The sequence below is a fragment of the Nakamurella panacisegetis genome (genome assembly GCF_900104535.1).
Lineage (GTDB): Bacteria > Actinomycetota > Actinomycetes > Mycobacteriales > Nakamurellaceae > Nakamurella > Nakamurella panacisegetis.
Genome location: NZ_LT629710.1, coordinates 3,339,995 through 3,363,223, shown reverse-complemented (window position 1 = coordinate 3,363,223; position 23,229 = coordinate 3,339,995). Strand labels below are relative to the sequence as shown.

21 protein-coding genes are annotated in these 23,229 nt (G+C 68.6%); 11 read left to right on the top strand and 10 right to left on the bottom strand.

Features of this window, described 5'->3' with window-relative positions; all coding sequences use genetic code 11:
* Positions 1-20: 20 nt before the first annotated feature.
* From BLS97_RS15040 to BLS97_RS24360, 8 genes are all read left to right on the top strand, one after another.
* Complete coding sequence (locus BLS97_RS15040; protein ID WP_090477193.1) at positions 21-545, top strand: PadR family transcriptional regulator; 525 nt, start codon at positions 21-23, stop codon at positions 543-545.
* 16 nt (positions 546-561) lie between these two features.
* Positions 562-1,251: an ABC transporter ATP-binding protein gene (locus BLS97_RS15035; RefSeq protein WP_090477191.1), complete on the top strand. Its 690-nt coding sequence runs from the start codon at positions 562-564 to the stop codon at positions 1,249-1,251.
* The gene (locus BLS97_RS15030; RefSeq protein WP_090477189.1) at positions 1,248-3,644 is read left to right on the top strand and encodes an FtsX-like permease family protein; all 2,397 of its coding nucleotides are present in this window, start codon (positions 1,248-1,250) and stop codon (positions 3,642-3,644) included. The genes BLS97_RS15035 and BLS97_RS15030 overlap by 4 nt, the downstream gene beginning before the upstream one ends.
* Positions 3,645-3,724: 80 nt before the next feature.
* Positions 3,725-4,306 (top strand): TetR/AcrR family transcriptional regulator, encoded by a 582-nt coding sequence (locus tag BLS97_RS15025; RefSeq protein WP_157695447.1) that lies wholly within the window; start codon positions 3,725-3,727, stop codon positions 4,304-4,306.
* Positions 4,306-5,076, top strand: a complete 771-nt coding sequence (locus BLS97_RS15020; protein ID WP_090477185.1) for a maleylpyruvate isomerase family mycothiol-dependent enzyme — start codon at positions 4,306-4,308, stop codon at positions 5,074-5,076. The genes BLS97_RS15025 and BLS97_RS15020 overlap by 1 nt, the downstream gene beginning before the upstream one ends.
* Positions 5,077-5,137: 61 nt before the next feature.
* Positions 5,138-5,602 carry an ester cyclase gene (locus tag BLS97_RS15015; RefSeq protein ID WP_157695446.1) on the top strand — a complete coding sequence of 155 codons (465 nt, stop codon included), beginning with the start codon at positions 5,138-5,140 and terminating at the stop codon, positions 5,600-5,602.
* A gap of 4 nt (positions 5,603-5,606) precedes the next feature.
* On the top strand, positions 5,607-5,930 hold the full coding sequence (locus BLS97_RS15010) for a hypothetical protein (RefSeq protein WP_090477181.1): 324 nt from the start codon (positions 5,607-5,609) through the stop codon (positions 5,928-5,930).
* A gap of 130 nt (positions 5,931-6,060) precedes the next feature.
* Complete coding sequence (locus BLS97_RS24360) at positions 6,061-6,753, top strand: metal-dependent transcriptional regulator (RefSeq protein WP_090477179.1); 693 nt, start codon at positions 6,061-6,063, stop codon at positions 6,751-6,753.
* 3 nt (positions 6,754-6,756) lie between these two features.
* Here BLS97_RS24360 and BLS97_RS15000 read toward each other — a convergent pair whose 3' ends face one another.
* Positions 6,757-7,551 carry a septum formation family protein gene (locus tag BLS97_RS15000; protein ID WP_090477178.1) on the bottom strand — a complete coding sequence of 265 codons (795 nt, stop codon included), beginning with the start codon at positions 7,549-7,551 and terminating at the stop codon, positions 6,757-6,759.
* A 275-nt stretch (positions 7,552-7,826) separates the two neighbouring features.
* Here BLS97_RS15000 and BLS97_RS14995 point away from each other — a divergent pair, with 275 nt between their 5' ends.
* Positions 7,827-9,302 carry a DHA2 family efflux MFS transporter permease subunit gene (locus BLS97_RS14995; RefSeq protein WP_090477176.1) on the top strand — a complete coding sequence of 492 codons (1,476 nt, stop codon included), beginning with the start codon at positions 7,827-7,829 and terminating at the stop codon, positions 9,300-9,302.
* Here BLS97_RS14995 and cobF read toward each other — a convergent pair.
* Positions 9,299-10,066: a precorrin-6A synthase (deacetylating) gene (cobF, locus tag BLS97_RS14990; protein ID WP_090477174.1), complete on the bottom strand. Its 768-nt coding sequence runs from the start codon at positions 10,064-10,066 to the stop codon at positions 9,299-9,301. The two genes, BLS97_RS14995 and cobF, sit on opposite strands and share 4 nt — an antisense overlap.
* Positions 10,067-10,171: 105 nt before the next feature.
* Positions 10,172-10,423: a type B 50S ribosomal protein L31 gene (locus tag BLS97_RS14985; protein WP_090477172.1), complete on the bottom strand. Its 252-nt coding sequence runs from the start codon at positions 10,421-10,423 to the stop codon at positions 10,172-10,174.
* Positions 10,424-10,549: 126 nt separating this feature from the next.
* Between BLS97_RS14985 and BLS97_RS14980 the strand changes: the two genes are divergently transcribed.
* Both BLS97_RS14980 and BLS97_RS14975 read left to right on the top strand, forming a co-directional pair.
* Positions 10,550-11,422: an NAD-dependent protein deacetylase gene (locus tag BLS97_RS14980; protein WP_090477169.1), complete on the top strand. Its 873-nt coding sequence runs from the start codon at positions 10,550-10,552 to the stop codon at positions 11,420-11,422.
* A gap of 244 nt (positions 11,423-11,666) precedes the next feature.
* Positions 11,667-13,199 carry a stealth family protein gene (locus BLS97_RS14975; protein WP_090477166.1) on the top strand — a complete coding sequence of 511 codons (1,533 nt, stop codon included), beginning with the start codon at positions 11,667-11,669 and terminating at the stop codon, positions 13,197-13,199.
* A gap of 64 nt (positions 13,200-13,263) precedes the next feature.
* Here the strand turns inward: BLS97_RS14975 and BLS97_RS14970 are convergent, their stop codons facing one another.
* The 7 genes from BLS97_RS14970 to BLS97_RS14940 all read right to left on the bottom strand — a co-directional run bounded on the left by BLS97_RS14970 (position 13,264) and on the right by BLS97_RS14940 (position 23,216).
* Positions 13,264-14,172 carry a phosphodiesterase gene (locus BLS97_RS14970; protein WP_197676196.1) on the bottom strand — a complete coding sequence of 303 codons (909 nt, stop codon included), beginning with the start codon at positions 14,170-14,172 and terminating at the stop codon, positions 13,264-13,266.
* Between the two features lie 249 nt (positions 14,173-14,421).
* The gene (gene ileS, locus BLS97_RS14965; protein ID WP_090477164.1) at positions 14,422-17,601 is read right to left on the bottom strand and encodes an isoleucine--tRNA ligase; all 3,180 of its coding nucleotides are present in this window, start codon (positions 17,599-17,601) and stop codon (positions 14,422-14,424) included.
* A 282-nt stretch (positions 17,602-17,883) separates the two neighbouring features.
* Entirely contained in the window at positions 17,884-18,699 is an 816-nt protein-coding gene (gene wag31, locus BLS97_RS14960) for a DivIVA-like cell division protein Wag31 (RefSeq protein WP_090477162.1), read from the bottom strand.
* 52 nt (positions 18,700-18,751) lie between these two features.
* Positions 18,752-19,051 (bottom strand): YggT family protein, encoded by a 300-nt coding sequence (locus tag BLS97_RS14955; RefSeq protein WP_090477160.1) that lies wholly within the window; start codon positions 19,049-19,051, stop codon positions 18,752-18,754.
* A gap of 51 nt (positions 19,052-19,102) precedes the next feature.
* Positions 19,103-19,762 (bottom strand): cell division protein SepF, encoded by a 660-nt coding sequence (locus BLS97_RS23555; protein ID WP_197676195.1) that lies wholly within the window; start codon positions 19,760-19,762, stop codon positions 19,103-19,105.
* Positions 19,763-20,178: 416 nt separating this feature from the next.
* Positions 20,179-21,381 (bottom strand): cell division protein FtsZ, encoded by a 1,203-nt coding sequence (ftsZ, locus tag BLS97_RS14945; RefSeq protein ID WP_090477157.1) that lies wholly within the window; start codon positions 21,379-21,381, stop codon positions 20,179-20,181.
* Between the two features lie 236 nt (positions 21,382-21,617).
* Positions 21,618-23,216, bottom strand: a complete 1,599-nt coding sequence (locus tag BLS97_RS14940; protein ID WP_157695445.1) for a hypothetical protein — start codon at positions 23,214-23,216, stop codon at positions 21,618-21,620.
* Between the last annotated feature and the right edge of the window lie 13 nt (positions 23,217-23,229).

The following is a 23,229-nucleotide window of genomic DNA, read 5'->3' as shown; positions in this document are numbered from 1 at the left end:
ACGGCATGTATAGTCCTGCCATGTCGGTCTCCAAAGCACTCCTCGGACTCCTGGAAGTAGGCCCGTCGCACGGCTACGACCTCAAGCGAGCCCACGACGACCTCTTCAGCCCCGGCCGCCCGCTGGCGTACGGGCAGGTGTACTCGACCCTGGCCCGACTGCTGAAGAACGGCTTGGTGACGGTGGAGGGACACGAGGCGGGCGACGGCCCGGACCGCAAGCGTTACGCCATCACCGACTCCGGGATCACCGACGTCGACACCTGGCTGGCCACGCCGGAGAGCCCGCAGGAGTACCTCCAGAACACCCTCTACACCAAGGTGGTGCTTGCGCTCATGTCCCACCGGTCGGCCGGGCAGATCCTCGACCAGCAACGGCAGGAGCATCTGCGGACGATGCGAGAGTTCAATCGACGCAAGCAGTCCGGGGACCTTGCGGACCAATTGATCTGCGACCATGCGCTTTTTCATCTCGAAGCCGATCTGAAGTGGCTCGACGTCACCGCGTCACGACTGGACGAGTTGACCGAAAGGGTGGGGAAATGACCGAAAGGGTGGGGAAATGACTGAGGACTCCGGGGGCCTGTTGACGGCGAAGGATCTGCACAAGAAGTTGGGACGCTCGAACGCCCTGCAGGGCGCGAGCCTGCGCGTTGAACGGGGCGAGGTGTTGGCCGTGCTCGGCCCGTCCGGGTCCGGCAAGTCGACCTTGCTGCACTGCGCGGCCGGAATCATGAAGCCGGACTCGGGCACCATCTCGTTCCGCGGTACCGACATCACAGCGCTGTCGGATCGACAGCGATCTGCTCTGCGGCGCAACGAGTTCGGTTTCGTGTTCCAGTTCGGCCAGCTGGTGCCCGAGCTCACCTGTCTGGAGAACGTCATTCTCGGGCTGCGCCTGGCCGGGGTGTCCCGGCGCACCGCGGAGATGACCGGGCGGGCGTGGCTCGACCGCCTCGAGGTCGCCGACATCGCCGATCAGAGATCGAGTGAGGTCTCCGGCGGGCAAGGGCAGCGGGTGGCCATCGCCCGGGCCATGATCGGCGATCCGTCGGTCATCTTCGCCGATGAACCCACCGGCGCCCTGGATTCACTCCAAGGGGAGAAGGTGATGAACCTGCTCGCCCGGACCGCCCGCGAAACCGGAACGGCGGTGGTCCTGGTCACCCACGACGTCCAGGTCGCGGCGTATTCCGATCGGGAGCTCACCGTCCGTGACGGTCGCACCGCCGACGCGACAGTGCCGGCATGACCGCTCTTCTCGAATCGCCGAAGGTGAGGATGACGGAGTCGAGGGGTCTCCGTTCGTTCCTGGTCGAGATCGGCATCGGGACTCGGCTGGCGGTGCGTGGTGGTCGGCCGGGCTGGACCCGTTTGCTGCTGACCGCCGTCGGGCTGGGTCTGTGCGTCGTGGTGCTGCTCCTGGGCACGTCGATCACCGGTGCGATGGCGGCGCGAGAAACACGCGAAGCCGCTCTGGCTCCGCGATACACGCCGAATCAGCAAGCGCCGGACGGGGCTTCCGAGTTCGAGATCCACCAGACGAAGGTGCCCTGGAACGACCGAATGGTCACCGGCAATTATGTCGCCCCGCTCACCGGCGTAGCAGCACTCCCGCCCGGACTTTCCGCCTACCCGGGAGTTGGTGATGTGATCGTCTCACCGGCGCTCCAGGCGCTTCTCGATTCCAGCGGAGGCGTGCAGCTACGTCGAATGATTCCAGGGCGAGTCGTGGGGGTCATCGAGGATTCCGGGCTCACCTCACCGACGGACCTCCGCTTCTACGCGGGAATCAGGCCAACGGGGAATGCCTCGGTCGGTTCGTTCGATACGACGAGCATGGTCGACTGGGCATGGGGCAATCAGGGATCCACGAATCTCGGGCCGTACTACGAACCGACCGGTTCGAACGACTTCTACTTCCAGATGCTGGCGAGCGCCGGCGCTGCTCTGGTCCTTGTTCCGCTGGCGATCTTCGTGCTGATCATCTCGCGACTGGGGACCGCGGGACGAGAGCAGCGGCTGGCGGCGATCCGCCTTCTCGGTGGTTCTCGACCTCAGGTGCGCCGGCTGATCGCCGGGGAATCGCTCGTCGGTGCCGCTCTGGGAGTGATGATCGGGGTGGCCGGCTTCTTCGTCGCCCGTCTCGGAGCCCGCTGGCTGGTGCTCGGGGGCGACAGCTTCTTCCCGTCGGATCTGCGGCCGCCCACTGCCGCGCTGACGGCGGTTGGGCTCGGAATTCCGCTGATCGCAGTCGCGACAACGGTTCTGGGGACCGGGCGGATCATGACTGACCCGCTCTCGACCGTTCGGAATCGCCCCCCGGGCCGCCCGCGCCTGATCTGGCGGCTGGCGCTCACCGCCGTGGGACTTGGCAGCATCGCGTTGTTCTCGGCCGGCTTCCGGAGCGGGCAGACCTTCGGGCTGCTCGCCGGTTCGGTCGTCCTGGTGTTGCTCACGGTGCCGGTGCTGTTGCCCTGGCTGCTCAGGGTGACTCTGGCCCGCGTCCGCCCCCACCGGCCAGCAGCGCAACTCGCGATCCGTCGACTGCAGATCGAGTCCACCACGTCGGCGCGGGTGGTGGCCGGAGCGGCCACAGTTCTGGCCGGCGCGATCGCCCTTCAGTATCTGATCGGACTGATCGACACGAGTCCGGTCAGGACGGTGACCGCCGCGCACCGCGGGTCCTACGTCGTGAACGTCCAGACCCCGACACCGGCCGACATCACCGACATTCCGGGCCGGCTGAAGGCATCGGGCGACTACACGGACATCCGCGGCGGGGCCATACTTCAGATGACCGGGTCCACCGCCGGGCAGTCCACCGAGGCATACATCGGGAGCTGCGCGCAGATCACGGCGAACCTGGGCATCACCAACTGCCGGGACGGGGACTCGTTCCGTCTGGATGACGGCGGAACCGGTGGCCCGGCCGCAGGCTCGAGGTGGACCCCGACATTCGGCGATACGAGCGCCGGTTTCGTCGTCCCGGACCGCATCCGTCGAGTCACGGTCGACGAGTTGAAGTCACAGTCGTTCGATTTCGCACCGCAACTGGTGCTGACCGTCGGCGCGCTCGGTCCGAACGGGCCGAAGCTGCTGTCCTCGTCGTTCATCTACCTGTTGGTCCGGCCCACGACGGCTGATCCGGCGACGTTGCGCGCCTTGCGCATCGATCTCGCCGACCTCACATGGCGCGCGGATGTCTCCTCGTTCTCCGAGGTGTTGCCGACCAGTGGACGACTGCAACTGGCGTCCACCATCCGAGTGGGCCTGATCGCCGCCGGACTGCTGACCCTGGTCGTGTCTGCGGCCGGTCTGGTACTCGTCGCCGTCGAGGACCTGAACCGTCGACGTCGGGCGCTCACCCTGCTCGTCGCGGCCGGGGTTCCGCGGGCGACGGTGGCCCGATCACTGCTGATCGGCTCGGCCGTCCCGGCCGCCGTCGGCACCGTGGTCGCGGCCGTCGTCGGGATCGGGCTCTCGGCTTTTCTGCAGGTGGACGCGATGGGATCGGTCCGGATCAACGGCTGGACGGTTGCTCTCTACGCGGCGATCGAGTTCACCGCCATCCTGAGCGTGACCGCCTTGACCCTGCCCGCAGTGCGGCCGACCACCAGGCCCGAGACCCTACGGACCCTCTGAAAAATGCGGGCACAAAGTCCTTGACACCCGCCGTCTGACTATCGATGATAGGTACTGCGCCTACCAGTGATAGGAGAATGATGACCACCCAGACGATCGCCGACCGCCGCTCGCGGCGGTTGGACCAAATCCTGACCGCAGCGTGGGCGATCGCCACGGAGGCGGGCCTGGGGGCGGTGTCGCTGCACGAGGTGGCCCGGCGGGTGCAGATGCAGCAGCCGTCGCTGTACGGCTACGTGAGCTCCAAGCTGGACCTGTTCGACGCCATGTTCGCCCAGGCCTACGAGCAATTGCTGAGCCGCCTGGACGCGGTACCCCCGGCCGGAAACGCGCGTGAGCAACTGCTCCAGCTGAGCCGCACCGTCCTGGACTTCGTGGTCGACAACCCGCCTCGCCAGCAGCTGTTGTTCCAACGGACCATCCCTGGGTTCGAGCCATCGCCCGCTTCCTATGCCCTGGCCCGCCGCCTGACCGACCGATGTGCCGGGCTGTTGGCCGCCCTGGGCGCCGATACGCCCGCCCACCTCGAGGTGTACACCGCGGTTCTGGCCGGCCTCGGCTCGCAGCAGGTCGCCAATGATCCCGGCGGAGACCGTTGGACCCGGCACCTCGAAGCAATGCTCGCCATTTTCATCGACCACTTCGTCCCCCCGGAGCCGTGATGATCCAGACCCCCTCCCGAGCCGAAAACATCCACGCCGTCGACCACGCCGAGGCCATGCGCGTGACCGCGACCGAGAACGCCCGCCTGCTGGCGCAGATCCGCGGACTCACCATCGCCCAATGGAATGCCCCGACCGATTGCCCCGGCTGGCGCGTGCGCGACGTCGTCGTCCACCTCATCGCCTCGGCACAGGCGCAGGCCAACCCGATAGAGTTTCTCCGGCAGGTGATCGGCGGGCGCCCCCTGACCGAACAGATCGGCGGCCACCACTGGGTGGACGGGCTCAACGAGGCCCAACTCCGGGCCCGCACCGACTGGAAAACCTCGGCCCTGCCTGACTTGTGGCAACGGCACTCCGCCGCCGCCCTGCGGGCCCGGACCCGCATGCCGGCGCCGATCCGTGCCCTGCCGGTCCTGCCGATCGGGACCGGGCTCGGCGTCCACATCGGCTGGCAGCCGCTGCGCTACCTGTTCGACATGGGCTTCACCCGGGACGTCTGGATGCACCGGATCGACATCGCACGTGCGGCCGGAATCGAACCCGATCTGACCGCCGAGCACGACGGCCGGATCGTCGCCGACATCCTCGCCGAATGGTCACGGCACCACGGTGAGCCGTACACCCTCACCCTCACCGGTCCGGCCGGGGGCACCTTCCACGCCGGCGTTGCGGGTGACACCCGGACGGTCGACGCGATCGAGTTCGCCCGGATCCTCTCCGGACGCGCCGCAGGCGCCGGCATCCTGCGCCACAAACTGCCGCTCTGACCGAAACCCACAGATCTACCGACCGCCCATCCATCCCATCCCATCCGAAAGGAACACCGCTGTGTTCACCACTACCGCCACCACCCCCACCTCGCCGTCGGCCGCTGACCTCAGGTCACTTGCGCAGCGGTTCACCGACGACGTCATCAATGCGCGCGACCTCGACGTGGCCCTGGCCGAACTGGTGGTCGAGGACTTCGTCGAACAGAACCCCCTCCCGGGTCAGGGGCCGGGGCGCGCCGGTCTGGCCGACGTGCTCGCCGGGATGTTCGCCGCCTTCCCCGATCTGCACTGGACGTTGCACGACACGGTCGCCGAAGGCGATCGCATCATGAGCTTCTCGACCTGGACGGGTACCCACCACGGCGACTTCCTCGGCATTCCGGCCACCTGCCGCAGCGTCCAGGTCGAGGCGTGGACCCTGGACCGGTACCGCGATGGCCAGCTCACCGAGAGCCGCATCATCATGGACGTGGCCGGCCTGCTCATCCAGCTCGGTGTTCTGCCGGCCCCGGCGGCGGGCTGAGCGCATGCGCGGGCTCGTCGTCTACAGCGACATCGTCTGCCCGTGGGCCACGGTCATCGTGCTCCGCCTGGGCGCCGCCCACGACCGGGCCGGGGCGCGGCACGAGCTGCCCATCGTGGACCGCGCGCTCTCTCTCGAACTCGAACACCAGAAACCGATTCCCCGCCGGATCGTCGATGCCGAGATCCCGTTGTGCGCGTCGCTCACGCCGGAGTTCGGGTGGTCGGTGTGGCAGGGACGAGCCGAGGAGTACCCGGTCACCACGTTGCCGGCGCTGGAGGCCGTCCCACCGGACGACAACCGGACCGGCGCCGCGACCGCGCCGTGAATGACCAGACCGACGGGCGCTCCGGGCCGCCGGCCGGACGAGCCCGAATGTTCGCTCCTGGGTGAGTCGCTTGGCCAGAGACGTCGTGGGTTCCCGGGTAGGCTTGGCCTTCGTCAGAAGGGGTCCCGGCGTGAACGATTTGATCGATACCACCGAGATGTACCTCCGCACCATCTTCGAGCTCGAAGAGGAGGGCATCTTTCCTCTGCGTGCCCGTATTGCGGAGCGTCTGAACCAGAGTGGACCGACGGTCAGCCAGACCGTGGCGCGGATGCAGCGCGACGGACTCCTGATGGTGTCCGACGATCGTCATCTCGAGCTCACCGATCTCGGTCGTGAGCGGGCGGTCGCCGTCATGCGCAAGCACCGCCTGGCCGAGCGGCTGCTGCTCGACGTCATCGGGCTGGACTGGCGCGACGTACACGTCGAGGCCTGTCGCTGGGAACACGTGATGAGCGAAGAGGTCGAACAGCGCCTGGTCGCACTGCTCGGTCACCCGCAGATCTCCCCGTACGGCAACCCGATCCCCGGCCTGTCCCAACTCGGCGTGGATCAGCCGGGCGTCACCGAGACCCACGCCGACCTGATCGGCGCCGATGCGGCGGCGGCCAAAGGCGGCCGGTTCGAGGTGCGGCGCATCATCGAGATCGTCCAGAACCAGCCGGCCATCATGGACCGGCTGCATCGGGGCGGGATCAAGCCGGGTGCCGTCCTGGAATTCGTCACGCGGGACAACGCCCTGTTGGTCATCGACGGCGCGATCACGACCGAGCTGCCGTCGGACATCGCGCACGGAATCCACGTCCGCCAGCCGATCACCTGACCGTCAGGCCGAGTGGACCGTCGCCGTTCCGGCGTAACGGACGCTCCCGCCGACCGACGGCTGACGGTCGGCGACGCAGTAGACGGTCCGGTCCCCCTGCACCCAGCTCTCCCTCGACGGGGTGAACGCGGATGCGGTCAGGGTGACCGGCCATTGATCAGACGCCCGACCCAGATAACGGGCGAGGTCCAACCGGCACTGGGGATAGACCACGCCGGTCCAGTAACTGGCCGCCGGATACTGGTCGGCCCGCCCGGTGAGTTGCTCGAAGGCGACCAACTCGTAGCGATGCGGATTGGCGCAGGGAGTCACGCTGGCGCGCGGCACGTCGGCCGTGGCCGGCACGTCGAAGCAGGTACCCAACGGGGTCGAGCGCGTGAGCCCGGCCAACCGGGGCGGAAAGGTGTCGTCGGCCGCCGCGAAATCGGTCGCCGGCGGCAGTGGGCCTCCGGCGCCGGTCGCGGCCGCGCCGAGTGGGGCGATGTGCAGCAACCCCGTCAGCACGACCGAGGCGACCATCACCATGACCACGATCAGCGCGATGCCGACCGATCGGACCCGTCCGGGGTGACCGAACCCGGCGTCGGCCCAGCCGCGTAACGGGTGATCGGCCTCGGTCGGCTGCGGCCTCTTGGCCGGCCGGGGTCGCATGGTCGGTGGGAGGGCCCTCTCGTGGGGCTCCAACGAGGCTTCCGGGATGCCGGCCGACACGAAGTCGTCATCGAGCACCAGGGAGTCGAATTCGTCGGGTTCACTTGCTGGTTCCGACTCGTTGCTCCCACCTGGGTCGCTTCGCATAGGTCCTGCCCGCCATCCTTACCCGCAACCACCCCAACTCGACATCTCAGGCTACGTCCGGAGATCGGAGAGGGCATCAGCCGGGACTCCGTGATCACTCCCGGGCCCGTCCGCCACCGGCCCGGGCCGTGCCGGCCGACGTCCGCCGGACGGGGCCCCGCCGTCATCGGAACAGATCGAGCGGGCCTAGGGTTGACAGCGGTGAATCGCTTCACCTGACCCTGCTGTCCGGCACCGCACACGCCGGACGGTACCGCCCGTTCGCCAGGAGCGTCGTGTCCAGACCCCACCGTCCGGCTGAGCCCGCAACGACCAGCGAGGCCGGGCTTCCCCAGCCTCTCGCCTACGGCTCCAGCCAGGGGAAGTGGGTGTTGCTGGCCACGGTCCTCGGCAGCGGCCTGGCCCAGCTGGACGCGACGGTCATCAACGTCGCACTGCCCCGGATCGGCGCTGATCTGCACGCCGGACTCACCGGTCTGCAGTGGACCCTGAACGCCTACACGCTCGCCCTGTCCGGCCTCCTGCTGCTCGGCGGGTCACTCGGCGACCGGCTCGGCCGCCGCCGGGTCTTCGTGGTCGGGGTGGTGTGGTTCACCATCGCGTCGGTGCTGTGCGGACTGGCCCCGAGTGCGGGCACTCTGGTGCTGACGCGCGCCCTCCAGGGCGTCGGCGCAGCGTTGCTGACCCCGGGTTCGCTGGCCATCCTGCAGGCGGTCTTCCGGAAGGAGGACCGGGCCACCGCGGTCGGCGCCTGGTCGGGACTGGGCGGGGTGGCCACCGCGATCGGTCCGGTGCTGGGCGGCATCCTGGTCGGAGTGGCCCCGTGGGGCTGGCGACTGGTCTTCCTGATCAACGTCCCGCTGGCGGTCGTCGTCGTCATCACCTCCCAGCGGTTCATCCCGGAAACCAGGGACACCAGTGCGACCGGCCGGCTCGACTGGGTGGGAGCCGTCCTCGCCTCGACCGGTCTCGGGGCGCTGGTGTACGGCCTGACCGAGGGACCCGCACAGAACTGGCCGGGCTACACCATCGCGTCGACCGCGCTCGGCGTCGTCATCCTGGCCGCGTTCGTGCTCTTCGAGTCGCGGCACCCGGACCCACTGCTGCCGTTGGGCCTGTTCCGGGTCCGCCAGTTCACCGCGGCCAATCTGGTCACCTTCGCGGTGTACGCCGCCCTGTCCGGCGGGCTGTTCCTGCTGCCCGTGCAACTGCAACGGGTCACCGGCTTCTCACCCCTGCAGGCCGGCACGGCCCTGCTCCCGATGACCGTCGTCATGCTGCTCCTGTCGGCCCGCGGCGGCGCCCTGGCCCAGCGGATCGGACCGCGCTGGCCGATGACCGTCGGCCCGATCGTCGCCGGCCTCGGCATCGCCCTGTTCTCCCGGCTGGACGAACGGTCGACCTACCACGGCGGCGTGCTGCCGGCGGTGCTGGTGTTCGCGCTCGGCATGTCGGCCACGGTGGCCCCACTGACCTCCTCGGTCCTGGCCGCCGCGCCGGATCACCAGACCGGGGTCGCCTCCGCCGTCAACAACGACGTGGCCCGCATCGCCGGTCTGCTCGCCGTCGCCGTCCTCCCGTCCCTGGCCGGCATCACCCCGGCGGCGTACGCGGACAAGGCCCTGCTGTCCGCCGGATTCCACCACGCCGTCTTGATCGCGGGGGCACTCTGCGCCTTCGGTGGCGTACTGGCCTTCTTCACCATCAGCGACGCCGGACTGCGGAAATCCGTTGCCGCACAGCAGATCTAGACGGGCCGCCGGATCAGGTAGGTGTCCATGATCCAGCCGATCCGCTCGCGCGCGGCGGCCCGCCGCCCGGCGATCTCGTCGATCACGTCGGCCAGCAGACCATGCACCAGGATCTGCTCGGGGCTGCCGAGGTAGGCGCCCCAGTAGATCTCCAAGCCGGCCTCGGTGAGGTCCCGGCAGGCCAGGTCGGAGTCCAGCATCACGACCACGTTGTCCTGTCCGGCGGGCAGCCCGGAGCGCAGGCGCCGCCCGGTGGTGATGTGGATCGGCTCGCCGATCCGGTTCAGCACGATCCGGTGCGCGGCCGCCAGCTGCTGCACGCTGCTGATGCCGGGGATCACCTGGTAGTCGAAGTCCAGGGCTCCCCTGGCCCGCAGCCGGTCGACGATCCGGATGATGCTGTCGTACAGCGCCGGATCGCCCCAGACCAGGAAACCCGGATTCTCCCCGGGCGCGAGCTCGGCCAGCATGGCCGCTTCGATCGCGCCCACCCTGGCCTCGTGCCAGTCCTGCACAGCGGCGTTGTACTGGCGGCCGGTGAGCACCGACCGATCCCGATCCGGGTCCGCGATCTCGACGATTCGGTACGGCCGCTCCGTGACGTACCGGCGGCAGATCTCGGCCCGCAGTGCGACCAGGTCGTCCTTGGCCGCCCCCTTGTCCAGCACGAAGAACACATCGACCGCGTTCAGGGCACGAATGGCCTGCACCGTGACCTGTTCCGGGTCACCCGCACCGATGCCGATGACGTAGAGCTGGCGCACGGGACTCCCTGGGACGAGGCGGACCATCAGCCTAGAACGAAGTCCTCGGTCCGGATCGCAGACGCCGGAGCCGGACCGCCGAGGCGATCCGGCTCCGGTCCGGGCTCATCGGACTCGACGGCCGTACCGCTGGTGGAACTTCTGTACCTGCCCCTGGCTGTCCACGACCCGCGCGTTCCCGGTCCAGAACGGGTGGGAGGCGCTGGTCACGTCGGCCACGATCAGCGGGTAGGTGTGCCCGTCGGCGTGGTCGACGGTCAAGGCACTGGTCGCGGTGGAACGCGTCAGGAATTCGTCCCCGGTGCTGGAATCGCGGAATACGACCTGGTGGTAGTCGGGGTGGATGTTCGTCTTCACGATGTGCCTGCTTCCTGCTCCGGCGGACTCCGCCCGGAGCTGCTCGTCCTGGGTCGTACAACCGAACTCAGGTGCCGAATAGTCCCGGGCGCACAGCGGCCCCAGGCGTACCGTGGACCGGTGCCCGTGACCCGTATCCCACCCCCGCCGGCGGCCACACACCGCGGCGTCGAAGACGTTGTGGACGAGGCCGCGTTCGCCGCCACGGTCGACCTCCTCGCCGGCGGATCGGTCGTTGCCCTCACCGGGGCCGGGCTGTCCACCGATTCCGGGATTCCGGACTACCGAGGACCCGGCGCACCGGTGCGGACCCCGATGACGATCGCCGAATTCAAGTCGGGACCGGTTGCGCAGCAACGCTACTGGGCCCGCAGTCATCTCGGCTGGCGGCGCATGGGGACGGCGGTTCCGAATGCCGGGCACCGAGCCTTCGCCGCCCTGGAGAACGCCGGCCACCTCAGTGAGTTGATCACCCAGAACGTCGACGGGCTGCACCAGCAGGCCGGCAGCCGCTCGGTCGTCGACCTGCACGGCCGGGTCGACGAGGTGATCTGCCTGAACTGCGGGCAGATCACTCCCCGGTTGGAACTGCACCGCCGATTGGACGAGGGCAATCCCGAATTCGGCGCCGACCTTGACCTGGTCAGCGCTCCGGACGGCGACGTCGAGTTCGACGACACGAACGACTTCCGGGTGGCCGCGTGTGTCCGCTGCAGCGGCGCCCTGAAACCGAACGTGGTCTTCTTCGGCGACAGTGTGCCGAAACCGGTTGTCCAGCATTGCTTCTCAGCCGTGGATGATGCCAAGGCGCTGCTCGTCGCCGGATCGTCGCTGAGTGTGATGTCGGGCCTGAGGTTCGTCCGCCACGCCTACCGGCGCGGCATCCCGGTGGTCATCATCAATCGGGGACCGACGCGCGGCGACGGCCTGGCGACCTGGCGGATCGACGCCGGCTGTTCCCCGGCCCTGAGCCGGCTGGCCGCCGAACTCGGAGCCTGAGCCGGCCGGCCCCCGGGCGAAAGCGACGTGACCTTCCACGCCGCGACCGATCACGCAGACCGGGAATGCTCTGGTCACGGGCACAGACACCCGGTGTGGTTCGGACCGAAACATTTGTCCGTCATGATGGTTGAAACGGGGATCACACGCGGCGCCGGAGGTATTCCGTCCGACGCCGATGAAAATTGCAGGGAACTGGAGCTGAACCATCGCTGACGCACACGACACCCCCGCCTGGCCGCTGCTGCTGGCCCGACCCGACGTGGTCGTCATCGACGGTCGGTTCACCCTGGTCAACACGGGCGCGACGCCGGAGGATGCCGTGGTCGCGGATCTGCTGTTCGTCGGCGGCATTCTGGACGAGGCCGGGATCGAGTACTTCCTGGCCCGTGGCGAGCACGACCGCCCGGTGCTGGCCGTCAATCGTCGTGAGCGCCATCGGCTGGCCTCCGCACTGCAGACTGCATCGGCCGCGGAACCGCTGTACTCCAAGGCAATCGGCCGCCGGAAGTCTCCGGCCGTCCTGATGGCCGCCGGTGCCCTGTCGACCGACCCGAAGGCGCGGGTGTTCCGCCTGTTCCGGCCGCGGGTGGAGTTGCGGGGTGGCCTGACCTACGGCGCCGAGCTCGGCGTGCAACTGGAACTGTGGACCTTCCGCCGCACCAGGTTCAAGGCGCCGATCGAGAACCGCCTGACCCGCAGTGAGTGGACCACGGACCCTCTCGTCCCAGCCACGGTGCAGCGCCACGGGCGCACGTGGCCCACGGTGGACTTCATGTTCGACGACTTCGCCGACGACATCACCTTCGACATCGACATCGTGTTCTCCTGGGTCGACGGCGGATCCCTGGAGTGGCAGAAGGCGAGGGCCAGGCGGATGGCCAGCTACGTGGTCGGCGAGGGTGACGATCACGAGGCCCGCTTCCGCCAGTTGGACGAACTCAAGTACGCCCTGCGCTCGGTGCATCTGTTCGCGCCCTGGATCCGGAAGATCTTCATCGTCACCGATTCGGAGCGGCCGGCCTGGCTCGACGAGCACCCGAAGGTCACCGTCGTCCGGAGCGAGGACTTCTTCGCCGACCCGTCGGCACTGCCCACGCACAACTCGATGGCCGTGGAGAGTCAGCTCCACCACATCCCCGGTCTGGCCGAACATTTCCTGTATTCGAACGACGACATGTTTTTCGGCCGTCCGGTGCGGCCGGACCTGTTCTTCACCTCGGGCGGGGTGACGAAGTTCCTGGAGGGGCCCAACCGCATCGGCGTGGGCGAGAACAACGGTGAGCGCAGCGGTTTCGAGAATGCGGCCCGGGTCAACCGGCAGCTGTTGCGGGGCCGGTTCGGAAAGCTGACCACCCGTCACCTGGAACACGCCGCGGCGCCGTTGCGCAAGTCGGTGATGGCCGAGATGGAATCGGAATTCGCCGAGGAATTCCGCGCGACCATGTCCAGCGCATTCCGGGCCAGCAACAACATCTCGGTGACCAACTCGTTCTACCACTACTACGCACTGCTGACCGGACGGGCCGTCAGGAACGAGACCGCGAAGGCGGCGTACATCGACACCACCACCGAGGCCGGACTGCACAGCCTCAACAAGCTGCTGCGCCGGCGCGGGTTCGACTGCTTCTGCCTCAACGACGGGAGCTTCCCCGAGGTGCCGGCCGATGTGCGGGCCACCGCCGTCCGTCAGTTCCTCGACCGGTACTTCGCCATCCCCGCCCCGTGGGAGAAGCGATCCACCGGGGCCGCTGATCTGGCGGCGGTCTCGGGCTGACTGACCCCCTACGGCCGGGCCTCGTCGCCGGGCCAGGCCTAGCGACGGCGCCGGGCCGAGGTCGCTAGGGCCGGGACCGGGCGGCTGTGCCCAGCGGCGGCATCACGAGGCCCGCCGCCCGCAGCGAGGCGGCCGCGCCTTCCGGGGACACCGTGGACACCACCGGGAACGCTCCCCGGGGGGCGACCGAGTGCATGACGGTGTGCGGGTAGACGTGGACCAGGTTGACCGCCTGGGCGCCGTCCCGGCTGCGCATCGAATCGACCGGCACGCTCAGGTCCTGGGTGTAGCAGCTGGCCGAGGCGACGGACACCGGGATGCCGGCGAACGTCGCGGTGGTCGAGTAGTGCAGATGTCCGGCGAGGATCGCCCGCACGTCGGTGCCGGCCAGCACCGCGGCCAGCCTCGACTGGTGCTGCAGTTCGACCAGGACGGCGAGGTCGAGCACGCTCGGCACCGGTGGGTGGTGCATGGCCAGCAAGGTGCCTTCCGGGGCCGGCGTGGCCAGTTCGGCCGCCAACCAGGCCAGCTGGGCCTCGGTGACGTCGCCGTGGTGCCTTCCGGGGACGGACGTGTCGAGCGCGACCAGCCGCAACCCGCCGAACCAGTGCACGCGGTCGATCGGTTCGACCGAGGGTTCTTCGTCCAGCAGGCACACCCGGACCGCGGCCCGGCTGTCGTGGTTGCCCATCACCCAGATAACCCGGGCGCCGAGACGGACCGCCATCGGCTCGATGATCGCCCGCAACCGGCGGTAGGCGGCCGGATCCCCGCTGTCGGCCATGTCCCCGGTCACGACGATGGCTTCGGGTCGGGCGTGACCCACCTCGAACTGACCGAGCAGCTCGGCCAGGTGGGCCTCGGCGTCGACCGCTCCGTAGAGCAGGCCGTCGCCTACGAAATGGGTGTCGCTCACGTGGAGCAGGAAGTGGTTCGGACGTCCGTACTGCAGGGACAGAGCGGGGCTCTGCATCTCGACCATCGTCACAACCTCGCTCGTTCCGGACCCGCATGCACGGCGCACGTCATCATGCGCTCGGAAGGCAACCATCAGACCAGATCGGCGTGTGCATCGTGCGAACGTCGGACGGCGAGTTGTGGGTCTTGCCGCGCCGAACTGATCCCGCCGTCCGGTGCGGGGACGGCCGCCCGGGCTCCGGGCACCCGACGATCACGCCCCCGCCGGCCGGCGGGGGCGTGATGGTGGTCTGGCGGTCCGTGCTCAGGCCGACGCGAGCGCCACGGCCAACGTGAGCTTGACTCCGTCGCCCACCTCGCCGGCGACCGCCCGGTCGGAGACGATCTCCGGCACCCGGCCGATCGCGGTGGCCAGGGTCTCGGCCATGATCTGCTCCCGCCGGTGTTCGACCGCGGCCCAGAGGTCGTCGTCGACGGCCAGGGCCAGGGTGATGCGGTCGGACACCTGGAACCCGGCGTCCTTGCGGGCCTGTTGGACCAGGCGGAGCAGGTCGTTCACGCTGCCCTGGGCCAGCAGCTCGTTGTCCAGCACGGTGTCGAGCGAGACGAACCCGCCGGACCGCAGCATCCCGATGACGTCGGTCCCGGAGCCGGAGGCGACCAGGTCCAGGGTGTATTCGCCCTCGATCAGGTCGACCCCGCCGACCGTGACGACGCCGTCGGTCACCGACCAGTCGCCCTTCTTGGCCGCACCGATCACCTGCTGCACCTGCTTGCCCAGACGTGGGCCGGCGGCGCGGGCGTTGACCGCCAGCTTGCGCTCGACGCGGTGGTCCTCGCCGGCCTCGACCGGCGTCACCGACACGTTGCGCACGTTGACCTCGTCGGCCAACAGGGCGCCGAACTGCTGCAGGCGCTCGAACGCGGGCGATGCGACGGTCAGCGCGGCCAGCGGCTGCCGGACGCGGAGCTTGGCTCCCTTCCGCAGCGAGAGAGCCACCGACGCGACCTCGCGGGCCTCGTCCATGGCCGCGACCAGCTCGTCGTCCGTCGGCATCACGGTCGGGTCGGGCCAATCGGTCAGGTGGACCGACCGCTCGCCGGTCAAGCCGCGCCAGACCGCTTCGGTGGTCAGGGGCAGCAAGGGCGCAGCCACCCGGCAGAACGTCTCGAGCACCGTGTGGAGGGTGTCGATGGCGTCGTCGTCGCCGTCCCAGAAGCGCTGGCGGGACCGACGCACGTACCAGTTGGTCAGCACCTCCAGGAAGCTGCGGACCGACGCGCAGGCCCCCGCGATGTCGTAGACGTCCATCTGCGCCGTGACCTCGGCGACCAACGTCGAGGTCTTGGCCAGGATGTAGCGGTCCAGCACGTCAGAGGAATCGGTCCGGATCCGGCCCGTCTTCTCCGCCGCCCCGGCGTACAGGGTGAGGAAGTAGTAGGCGTTCCAGAGCGGCAGCACGGCCTGCCGGACTCCCTCGCGGATGCCCGGTTCGGTGACGATCAGGTTGCCGCCGCGCAGGATCGGTGAGGACATCAGGAACCAGCGCATCGCGTCCGACCCGTCGCGGGCGAACACCTCGTTGACGTCCGGGTAGTTCTGCAGCGACTTGGACATCTTGCGGCCGTCGTCGCCCAGCACGATGCCGTGGCTGATGCACGTCTTGAACGCTGGGCGGTCGAACAGCGCCGTGGCCAGTACGTGCATCAGGTAGAACCACCCGCGGGTCTGGCCGATGTACTCGACGATGAAGTCGCCCGGGAAGTGGCCGGTCATCGCACCGTCGAGGCCCTCGAACCACTCCTTGTTCTCGAACGGATAGTGCACCTGTGCGTAGGGCATGGAGCCGGAGTCGAACCACACGTCCAGCACGTCGGTGACGCGGCGCATCATTGATCGGCCGGTGGGGTCGTCCGGGTTCTGCCGGATCAGGTCGTCGATGTACGGCCGGTGCAGGTCGGTGACCGTCGTCCCGAAGTCGGCCTCCAACTCGGCGATGGACCCGTACACGTCGATCCGCGGGTAGTTGGGGTCGTCTGACTTCCAGACCGGGATCGGGCTGCCCCAGAAGCGGTTGCGGCTGATCGACCAGTCGCGGGCGTTCGCCAGCCAGTTGCCGAACTGGCCGTCCTTGATGTGCGATGGGGTCCAGGTGATCTCCTGGTTGAGTTCGACCATGCGATCGCGGAACTTGGTCACCTCGACGAACCAGGAGGAGACGGCCTTGTAGATCAGCGGGTTCCGGCAGCGCCAGCAGTGCGGGTAGCTGTGCTCGTAGGTCTCGCGGCGCACGAGGTGGCCGGATTCCTTCAGCGCGTCGATGACGAACGGGTTGGCGTCGAAGACCTGCATGCCCTCGAATGGCGGGACGATCGAGGTGAAGCGGGCCCGATCGTCCACGGTCAGGATGGTCGGGATCCCGGCCGCCGTACAGGCCAGCTGATCCTCCTCGCCGTAGGCCGGGGCCATGTGCACCACACCGGTGCCGTCCTCGGTCGTCACGTGGTCGGCGGCGATGACCCGGAAGGCGGCCTGGGTGCCGAACCGGTCGAAGTCGGCCAGGAAGTCGAACAACGGCTCGTAGGTCCGTCCGATGATCTCGCTGCCCTTGAGCCGATCGACGACGACCGCGTCCTCCCCCAGCTCCCGGCGGTAGGCGTCCAGCCGGGCCTCGGCCAGGATGTACCGCTCGTCGTCGAACTCGACCACGACGTAGTCCAGGTCCGGCCCGACGGCCATGGCCAGGTTGCTGGGGAGCGTCCAGGGGGTGGTGGTCCAGGCCAGCAGCCGCTCTCCGGTCTGCAGCCGCACCCACACGGTGACAGACGGGTCCTGCCGCGACTGGTAGACGTCGTCGTCCATCTTCAGCTCGTGGCTGGACAGCGGGGTCTCGTCGACCCAGCAGTACGGCAGCACCCGCTGGCCCTCGTAGACGTAGCCCTTGTCGTAGAGCGTCTTGAACGCCCAGAGCACGCTCTCCATGTACGACGGGTCGAGGGTCTTGTAGTCGTGTTCGAAGTCGACCCATCGGGCCTGCTTGGTGACGTATTCCTGCCACTCGCCGGCGTACCGCATGACGGATTGCCGACACGCGTCATTGAACTTCTCGATCCCCAGGTCCAGCACGTCGCCGCGGCCCTTGATGCCCAGCTGCCGCTCGGCCTCGAGTTCGGCCGGTAGTCCGTGGGTGTCCCAGCCGAAGCGGCGCTCGACCCGACGGCCCTTCATGGTCTGGTAGCGCGGCACGACGTCCTTGGCATAGCCGGTCAGCAGGTGGCCGTAGTGCGGCAGGCCGTTGGCGAACGGCGGCCCGTCGTAGAAGACGAACTCATTGCTGCCGTTCTCACCGGGCTCACGGGCGTCGATCGATGCCTGGAACGTCCGGTCGGCCTTCCAGTAGGCCAACACCGTCGCCTCGGAGGCGGGAAAATCCGGCCGGGCGGAAACCTCGGTCGCTCCGGCCCGCGGGTAGGTCTTGCTCATCAGGTACCTCTCGTCGACACAGCGTCTCGGCTGCGGGGACGACGCCGGCGACCTGCGCCGGAACCGCGGTACCACCCCACTTGCCCGGGATCGCCGGGCCACTCTGCGCGCTGCGGTGACAGCGCTCCGGCTGTGACGGGCCAGGTCCCGTTCGGTTCTAGTGAACGCACAAATCCCCCGGCCGGAGCCGGGGGACCTGCACGTCGTTCTTCCGAATGGCTCGCCGGTGATGGCCGGGTCGACGCCGTACTGCAAGTCCTATCCAGAAAGACTACCGCTGATTCACTCGGCGCCCTGGGTGGCCGGCTCGGAGTTGGCGGCGACGCCACCCTCGTCCAGCTGGGAGAGCTGGTCGGTGATCCAGCTCTTCAGGCGGCTGCGGTACTCCCGCTCGTACACCCGCAGATCGTCGATCTTCTTCTCGAGCGTGGTGCGCTGCTCGGTCAGCTGACCCATGACCTGCGAGTACTTGCCCTGGGCCTCGCGGTCCATGGCGTCGGCGCGGATCCGGCTGTCCCGCTCGAGGGCCTCGGCCTTGGCCGTGGCCTCGTTGACCATGCCCTCGGACTTGTTCTGCGCCTCGGACAACAGCCGGTTCGCCTCGGCCTGGGCATCGGAGACCAGCTTCTCGGACTCGGCCTTGGCCGCTGCCCGCTGGGCTTCGGCGTCGGCGGCCGCTTCGTTGGTCAGCCGCTCGGCCGTCTCCTGGGCGATACCGAGAAGCTTGGCCGCCTGCATGTGATGCACAGCCGGGCCGGGCTCCGCCGCGACGACCGGGGCGGGCGCCTCAGCGACCGGGGCCGGAGCCTCGGCTGCCTCGTGGTCGTGCTCGGCCTCGACCGGGGCCTGCTCGACGTACTGCTGCACAGCCTCGGGCTGCTGGTACGGCGCCTGCTCGGCCGGGGCCCCGGCCGCGAAACCGCTGGCCTGGGCCGCGGCCAGCCGCTGCGTCAGCTCGTTGTTCTCCTCGATGAGGCGGCTGAGCTCCGCTTCGACCAGGTCGAGGAAGGCATCGACTTCGTCTTCGTCATACCCCCGTTTACCGATCGATGGCTTCTTGAACGCGACGTTGTGGACGTCGGCTGGCGTGAGCCGCATTGCTAACTCCTTGCGTGGCGATGTCAACGATGACGATGACGACGGCTGAGAATCAGGCGCTGGCGTAGGCCAGGTTCTGGGTCACGGCCATCAGGATCCAGACGACAATGAACAAAACATAAATGCTGAGGTCGAACCCTACCCCGCCGAGCCGCACCATCGGGATCACCCGACGAAACAGCTTCACCGGAGGGTCGGTACTGGCGTACAGAATCTCCATCGACGCCGCTGGGCGCCCCACCGGGCGCCAGGTCTTGGCGAACATCCGGACGATCTCGATGACAATGCGACCGATCAACAGCAACCGGAAGATCCAGAGCAACAGGTACACGACCTGCCAGACGATGTTCACCCCTCTACTACTACCTGATCTCGCGCCCCGAACCGACGTCGCGGGGCCCGGTCAGCGTCCGGCGTAACCGCCGACGTACGCACGAGCATCCTCCAGAGCGGTTGCGCTCCCGCCGGCGATGTCCGCTTCGGCCGGCAGCAACATGAAGACCTTGGGCGCAACCTTCTCGATCGATCCCCGCAGGGAGAAGGCCAGACCGGCCGAGAAGTCCACCAGTCGACGAGCGTCGGAGTCGGACATACCGGTCATGTCCAGGATCACCGACTGGCCGTCGCGGTACTTCTCGCCGACGATGCGCGCTTCGCCGAAACCGGTCAGCTTGACGCTGGCCGGCCGGGAGGCGGTGCTGCTGTCGGCGTCACGCCGCTGGTCAGCCTTCATGGCGAGTGCTCCCTGGGTGACCGGCTCGGAGGCGAAGGGGCGGCGCGAGGAGCTCACCGGACGGGACGACACCGGTTCGGGGGCCTCGCTGCGGTAGCTCTCCGCCGGGTGATCGGACTTCCGGTCGGCGTAGCCGTCGGAGTAACCGGCGTCGGCGTCCCGGGAATAGGAGCTGCCGGCGTAGCTGCCGCTGCGGTCGCGCGGCGAGTCGTACCCATCGTCGTACTGGCTGCCTTCGTACCCGGCGGCCTCGTAGTCGTCACCCTCGTAGTGGTGACCCTCGTCCGGAACGAGTCCGAGGAAGGCCCCGACCTTGCGCCACGATCCCATTGGTCTGCTTCCTTCCTCGGCCGGCACGGGAGTGCGCCGGATCTTCTTCTGCAGCTGAGGTTATCGGCCTGGCGCTCACCGAACGTGGTGCGACACACCGTGACCAGTCACGAGAAACGACATCTGTCACATCTGTCCCGGGCGTCGCGCCTGTCCCGGTGGTCCGGCCCGGGTCGCCCGTCCGTCTGGTCCGTCCGTGTGGTCCGGTCGCTGTTCCTGCCGCCTGCCTGCCGCCTGCCTGCCGCCTCCCGCATCCGGCCGGCGTGGATCAACTTCGCCGGTTTGGGATCAGAGGGACAGGGGTGGCCGATTTCCCCCATGCCTGCGAAGTTGATCCACGCCAGGAACGGGCGAACGGGGCGACCGGAGGCTCCCGGTCGCCCCGCTCGGCGATGGTTCTGCGTTCGAGAAGCGGGTCAGCGCTTCATGAACGGGGGCACGTCGACATCGTCCTCGTCGTCGATCGGGCGGACCTGACGAGGCGCGCCGTAACCGCTGTGCGGGGCCGGCGGAGCGGCGGCCGGCGTGGCCGGGACGTACGGCGCCTGCTGCACCGGCTGCTGGTACGTCGGCGGCGGCGCGGGCGCCTCGACCGCGGGTGCATGACGGATCTCGCCGGCCGCGGCGTCGGCCAGATTGCGGGCCGGGCGACGGTCCGGGGTGGTGATCGACGGGGTCGAGTCGAACCCGGCGGCAATGACGGTGACCCGCACCTCGTCGCCCAGCGAGTCGTCGATGACGGTCCCGAAGATGATGTTGGCGTCCTCGTGGGCCGCCTCCTGCACCAGGGACGCCGCCTCGTTGATCTCGAACAACCCGAGGTCGGATCCGCCGGCGATCGACAGCAGCACACCGTGGGCGCCGTCCATGGACGCCTCCAGCAGCGGGGAACTGATCGCCTTGCCGGCGGCCTGGACCGCACGGCCCTCCCCGCGGGCCGAGCCGATACCCATCAGGGCGGTACCGGCCCCGGCCATGACCGACTTCACGTCGGCGAAGTCGACGTTGATCAGACCCGGAGTGGTGATCAGGTCGGTGATGCCCTGAACACCGTTGAGCAGCACCTCGTCGGCACTGCGGAACGCGTCCATCAACGAGACGCCGAGGTCGCCGAGCTGCAGCAGCCGATCGTTCGGAATGACGATCAGGGTGTCGCACTCGTTGCGCAGGTCCTGGATGCCGGTCTCGGCCTGACCGCCGCGGCGCCGTCCCTCGAACGCGAACGGACGGGTCACCACACCGATGGTCAGGGCACCCAGCTTGCGGGCGATCGACGCCACGACGGGCGCGCCGCCGGTCCCGGTGCCACCACCTTCGCCGGCCGTCACGAAGACCATGTCGGCCCCCTTGAGGACCTCCTCGATTTCCTCGCGGTGATCCTCGGCCGCCTTGCGGCCGACCTCCGGGTTGGCCCCGGCGCCGAGGCCGCGGGTGAGTTCGCGGCCGACATCGAGTTTGACGTCGGCGTCGCTCATCAGCAGCGCCTGGGCATCCGTGTTGATCGCGATGAACTCGACCCCGCGGAGGCCGACCTCGATCATCCGGTTGACCGCGTTGACGCCGCCGCCGCCGATGCCGACGACCTTGATCACGGCGAGGTAGTTGTGCGGTGGCGTCATCGCCTTGGCCTTCCTTGTTGGTGTGCTTCGACAGTCAAGTCTGACCTCTTCGCCAGGTCCGATCCGTGCTGCCCGAGGCCGGGAAAACCCTGAACCTCAACCAGACGGTTATAGTTATGTCAAGTGCTGATGGGTATGAAAGTAGGGTCATCGACCCGCTCACGGTGGCAGGCGCGCCGCGCGCCGCGCCGAGGAAATCTGTGAAGTCCGCCGCGCCCGCGGAACGGCCCGAATCACTACTGGGACGGCGGAGTGCCGATCCCCAGTTCCCACGGCTTGAGGGCCGGCTCCAACTGGTCCAGGACCACGACCCGGCCGAACCGCACCTCGTGGAAGGTCACCTGGTGCGCGCGCAACACGTTCTTGAGCCACGCGGCCCCGAACTTCGCCGTCGAACTGGGGCCGGTGGCTGCGTAGAAGAAGTCGTCGGCCTGGTCAACCGATGCCGTCACGGCCGGGAACTTGGTGCGACCGGCGCTCAGCGGGGCCACTGCGATGTCGCCTCCGCCGATGTACAGCAACGGCATCGCGGTCCAGTAGTCGGCGTATCCGAAGCCCTGCCCACTGGACCGCAGATAGCGGCTGGCCGCGTCGACGTCCGCCAGGCTGTGCGCTGCGGGGACATAGGGCCGGTTCGCCAGCATGGTGACCGAGGTGGCGGCGAAGACCGCCGCGCCGGCGATGACGGCCACGGCGCGCGCCACACTCGGTCGCTGCGGCCAGGCCGCGGCCAGGCACCAGACGAGGACCGGAGAGAAGCTGAACAGATACCGCGGTTCGGCCGACACCCAGGCCCACTTGGACGCGCCGTAGATCACCACGACCACCGGGACCGACAGCAGAAGGGCGTCGAACGGTGTCCATCCAGCCTTTCGGAACCTGAGCATCTGCAGGATGCCGGCGCGACGACGCACCACCGCGACGATGTAGCCGAGGCCGAGTCCGGCGACGGCCAGGTACTGCAGAACCAGCGGCCAGCCCGGAGATCCGTTGGTCCAGGCGACCCCGATGAACTCCCGGACCACCGGATCGAAGAGATTGCGCAGGCGCTGCCAGACCGTGGACGGTGCGATCGGTGGGCCGGCGTCGAACAGGGCGAACGTCTGGTTCCGAAAGCTCCACACCAGGAGCGGGAGCATCCCGACGACGAGACCGGGCACGGCCGCCATCCAGAGCTGCCAACGCCGGAACAAGTAGGGAGCAGCCAGAAAGCCGGCCGGGATCAGCAACTCGACGCCGGACAGCCCGAGCCATGCGATGAGGCCGGCGGAGAACCCGAGCCCGGCCGCGGCGAACATCCCACTCCGACCGGGCTCGCCAACGCGCAGGGCGCAGTACAGGCCCACCAGGCCGACCACGATCAGGCTCGGATAGGCGCCGAACGTGCCGATGCCGCGGGCCAGCGTCCAGTACGGACCGAAGGCGAACAGCACCGCGGCGACGACCGCCGCCCAGGGCCGCGCGAGCAGCCGGCATCCGACCAGGTAGACGAGCCAGGTGGCGGCGGCGGTCAGCGCGATCTGTGGATATCGCAGGGTGACGGGGTTCTGGGGCAACCGGAACAGCCAGTACATCCCGGCCTGCAGGTATTGTTCCAACGATCCGTTGTACTGCTGACCTGCGAAGAACACGTAGTGGTTCTGTCCGGCCAGGATCCGCCGGACCATCACTCCGGTCACGGCCTCGTCACCGTTGAAGGCACCCAGCGCCGTGCTCCGAAGGGCCCACACACGCAGGACCACGCCCACCACGGTCGCTCCGAGCGCCGCCAGCGTCGGCGCTTCGATCGTTCGCCGCCAGGGCCGTGGCCGTGGGGTGACGACTATCTCGGCCATGACATCACCGCCC

Excerpts from the sequence above, each read along its gene's own strand:
- BLS97_RS15040 (WP_090477193.1), top strand. The coding sequence starts at position 21 with ATGTCGGTCTCCAAAGCACTCCTCGGACTCCTGGAAGTAGGCCCGTCG.
- BLS97_RS15035 (WP_090477191.1), top strand. The coding sequence starts at position 562 with ATGACTGAGGACTCCGGGGGCCTGTTGACGGCGAAGGATCTGCACAAG.
- BLS97_RS15030 (WP_090477189.1), top strand. The coding sequence starts at position 1,248 with ATGACCGCTCTTCTCGAATCGCCGAAGGTGAGGATGACGGAGTCGAGG.
- BLS97_RS15025 (WP_157695447.1), top strand. The coding sequence starts at position 3,725 with ATGACCACCCAGACGATCGCCGACCGCCGCTCGCGGCGGTTGGACCAA.
- BLS97_RS15020 (WP_090477185.1), top strand. The coding sequence starts at position 4,306 with ATGATCCAGACCCCCTCCCGAGCCGAAAACATCCACGCCGTCGACCAC.
- BLS97_RS15010 (WP_090477181.1), top strand. The coding sequence starts at position 5,607 with ATGCGCGGGCTCGTCGTCTACAGCGACATCGTCTGCCCGTGGGCCACG.
- BLS97_RS15000 (WP_090477178.1), bottom strand. The coding sequence starts at position 7,551 with ATGCGAAGCGACCCAGGTGGGAGCAACGAGTCGGAACCAGCAAGTGAA.
- BLS97_RS14970 (WP_197676196.1), bottom strand. The coding sequence starts at position 14,172 with ATGCAGAGCCCCGCTCTGTCCCTGCAGTACGGACGTCCGAACCACTTC.
- ileS (WP_090477164.1), bottom strand. The coding sequence starts at position 17,601 with ATGAGCAAGACCTACCCGCGGGCCGGAGCGACCGAGGTTTCCGCCCGG.
- wag31 (WP_090477162.1), bottom strand. The coding sequence starts at position 18,699 with ATGCGGCTCACGCCAGCCGACGTCCACAACGTCGCGTTCAAGAAGCCA.
- BLS97_RS23555 (WP_197676195.1), bottom strand. The coding sequence starts at position 19,762 with ATGGGATCGTGGCGCAAGGTCGGGGCCTTCCTCGGACTCGTTCCGGAC.
- ftsZ (WP_090477157.1), bottom strand. The coding sequence starts at position 21,381 with ATGACGCCACCGCACAACTACCTCGCCGTGATCAAGGTCGTCGGCATC.
- BLS97_RS14940 (WP_157695445.1), bottom strand. The coding sequence starts at position 23,216 with ATGGCCGAGATAGTCGTCACCCCACGGCCACGGCCCTGGCGGCGAACG.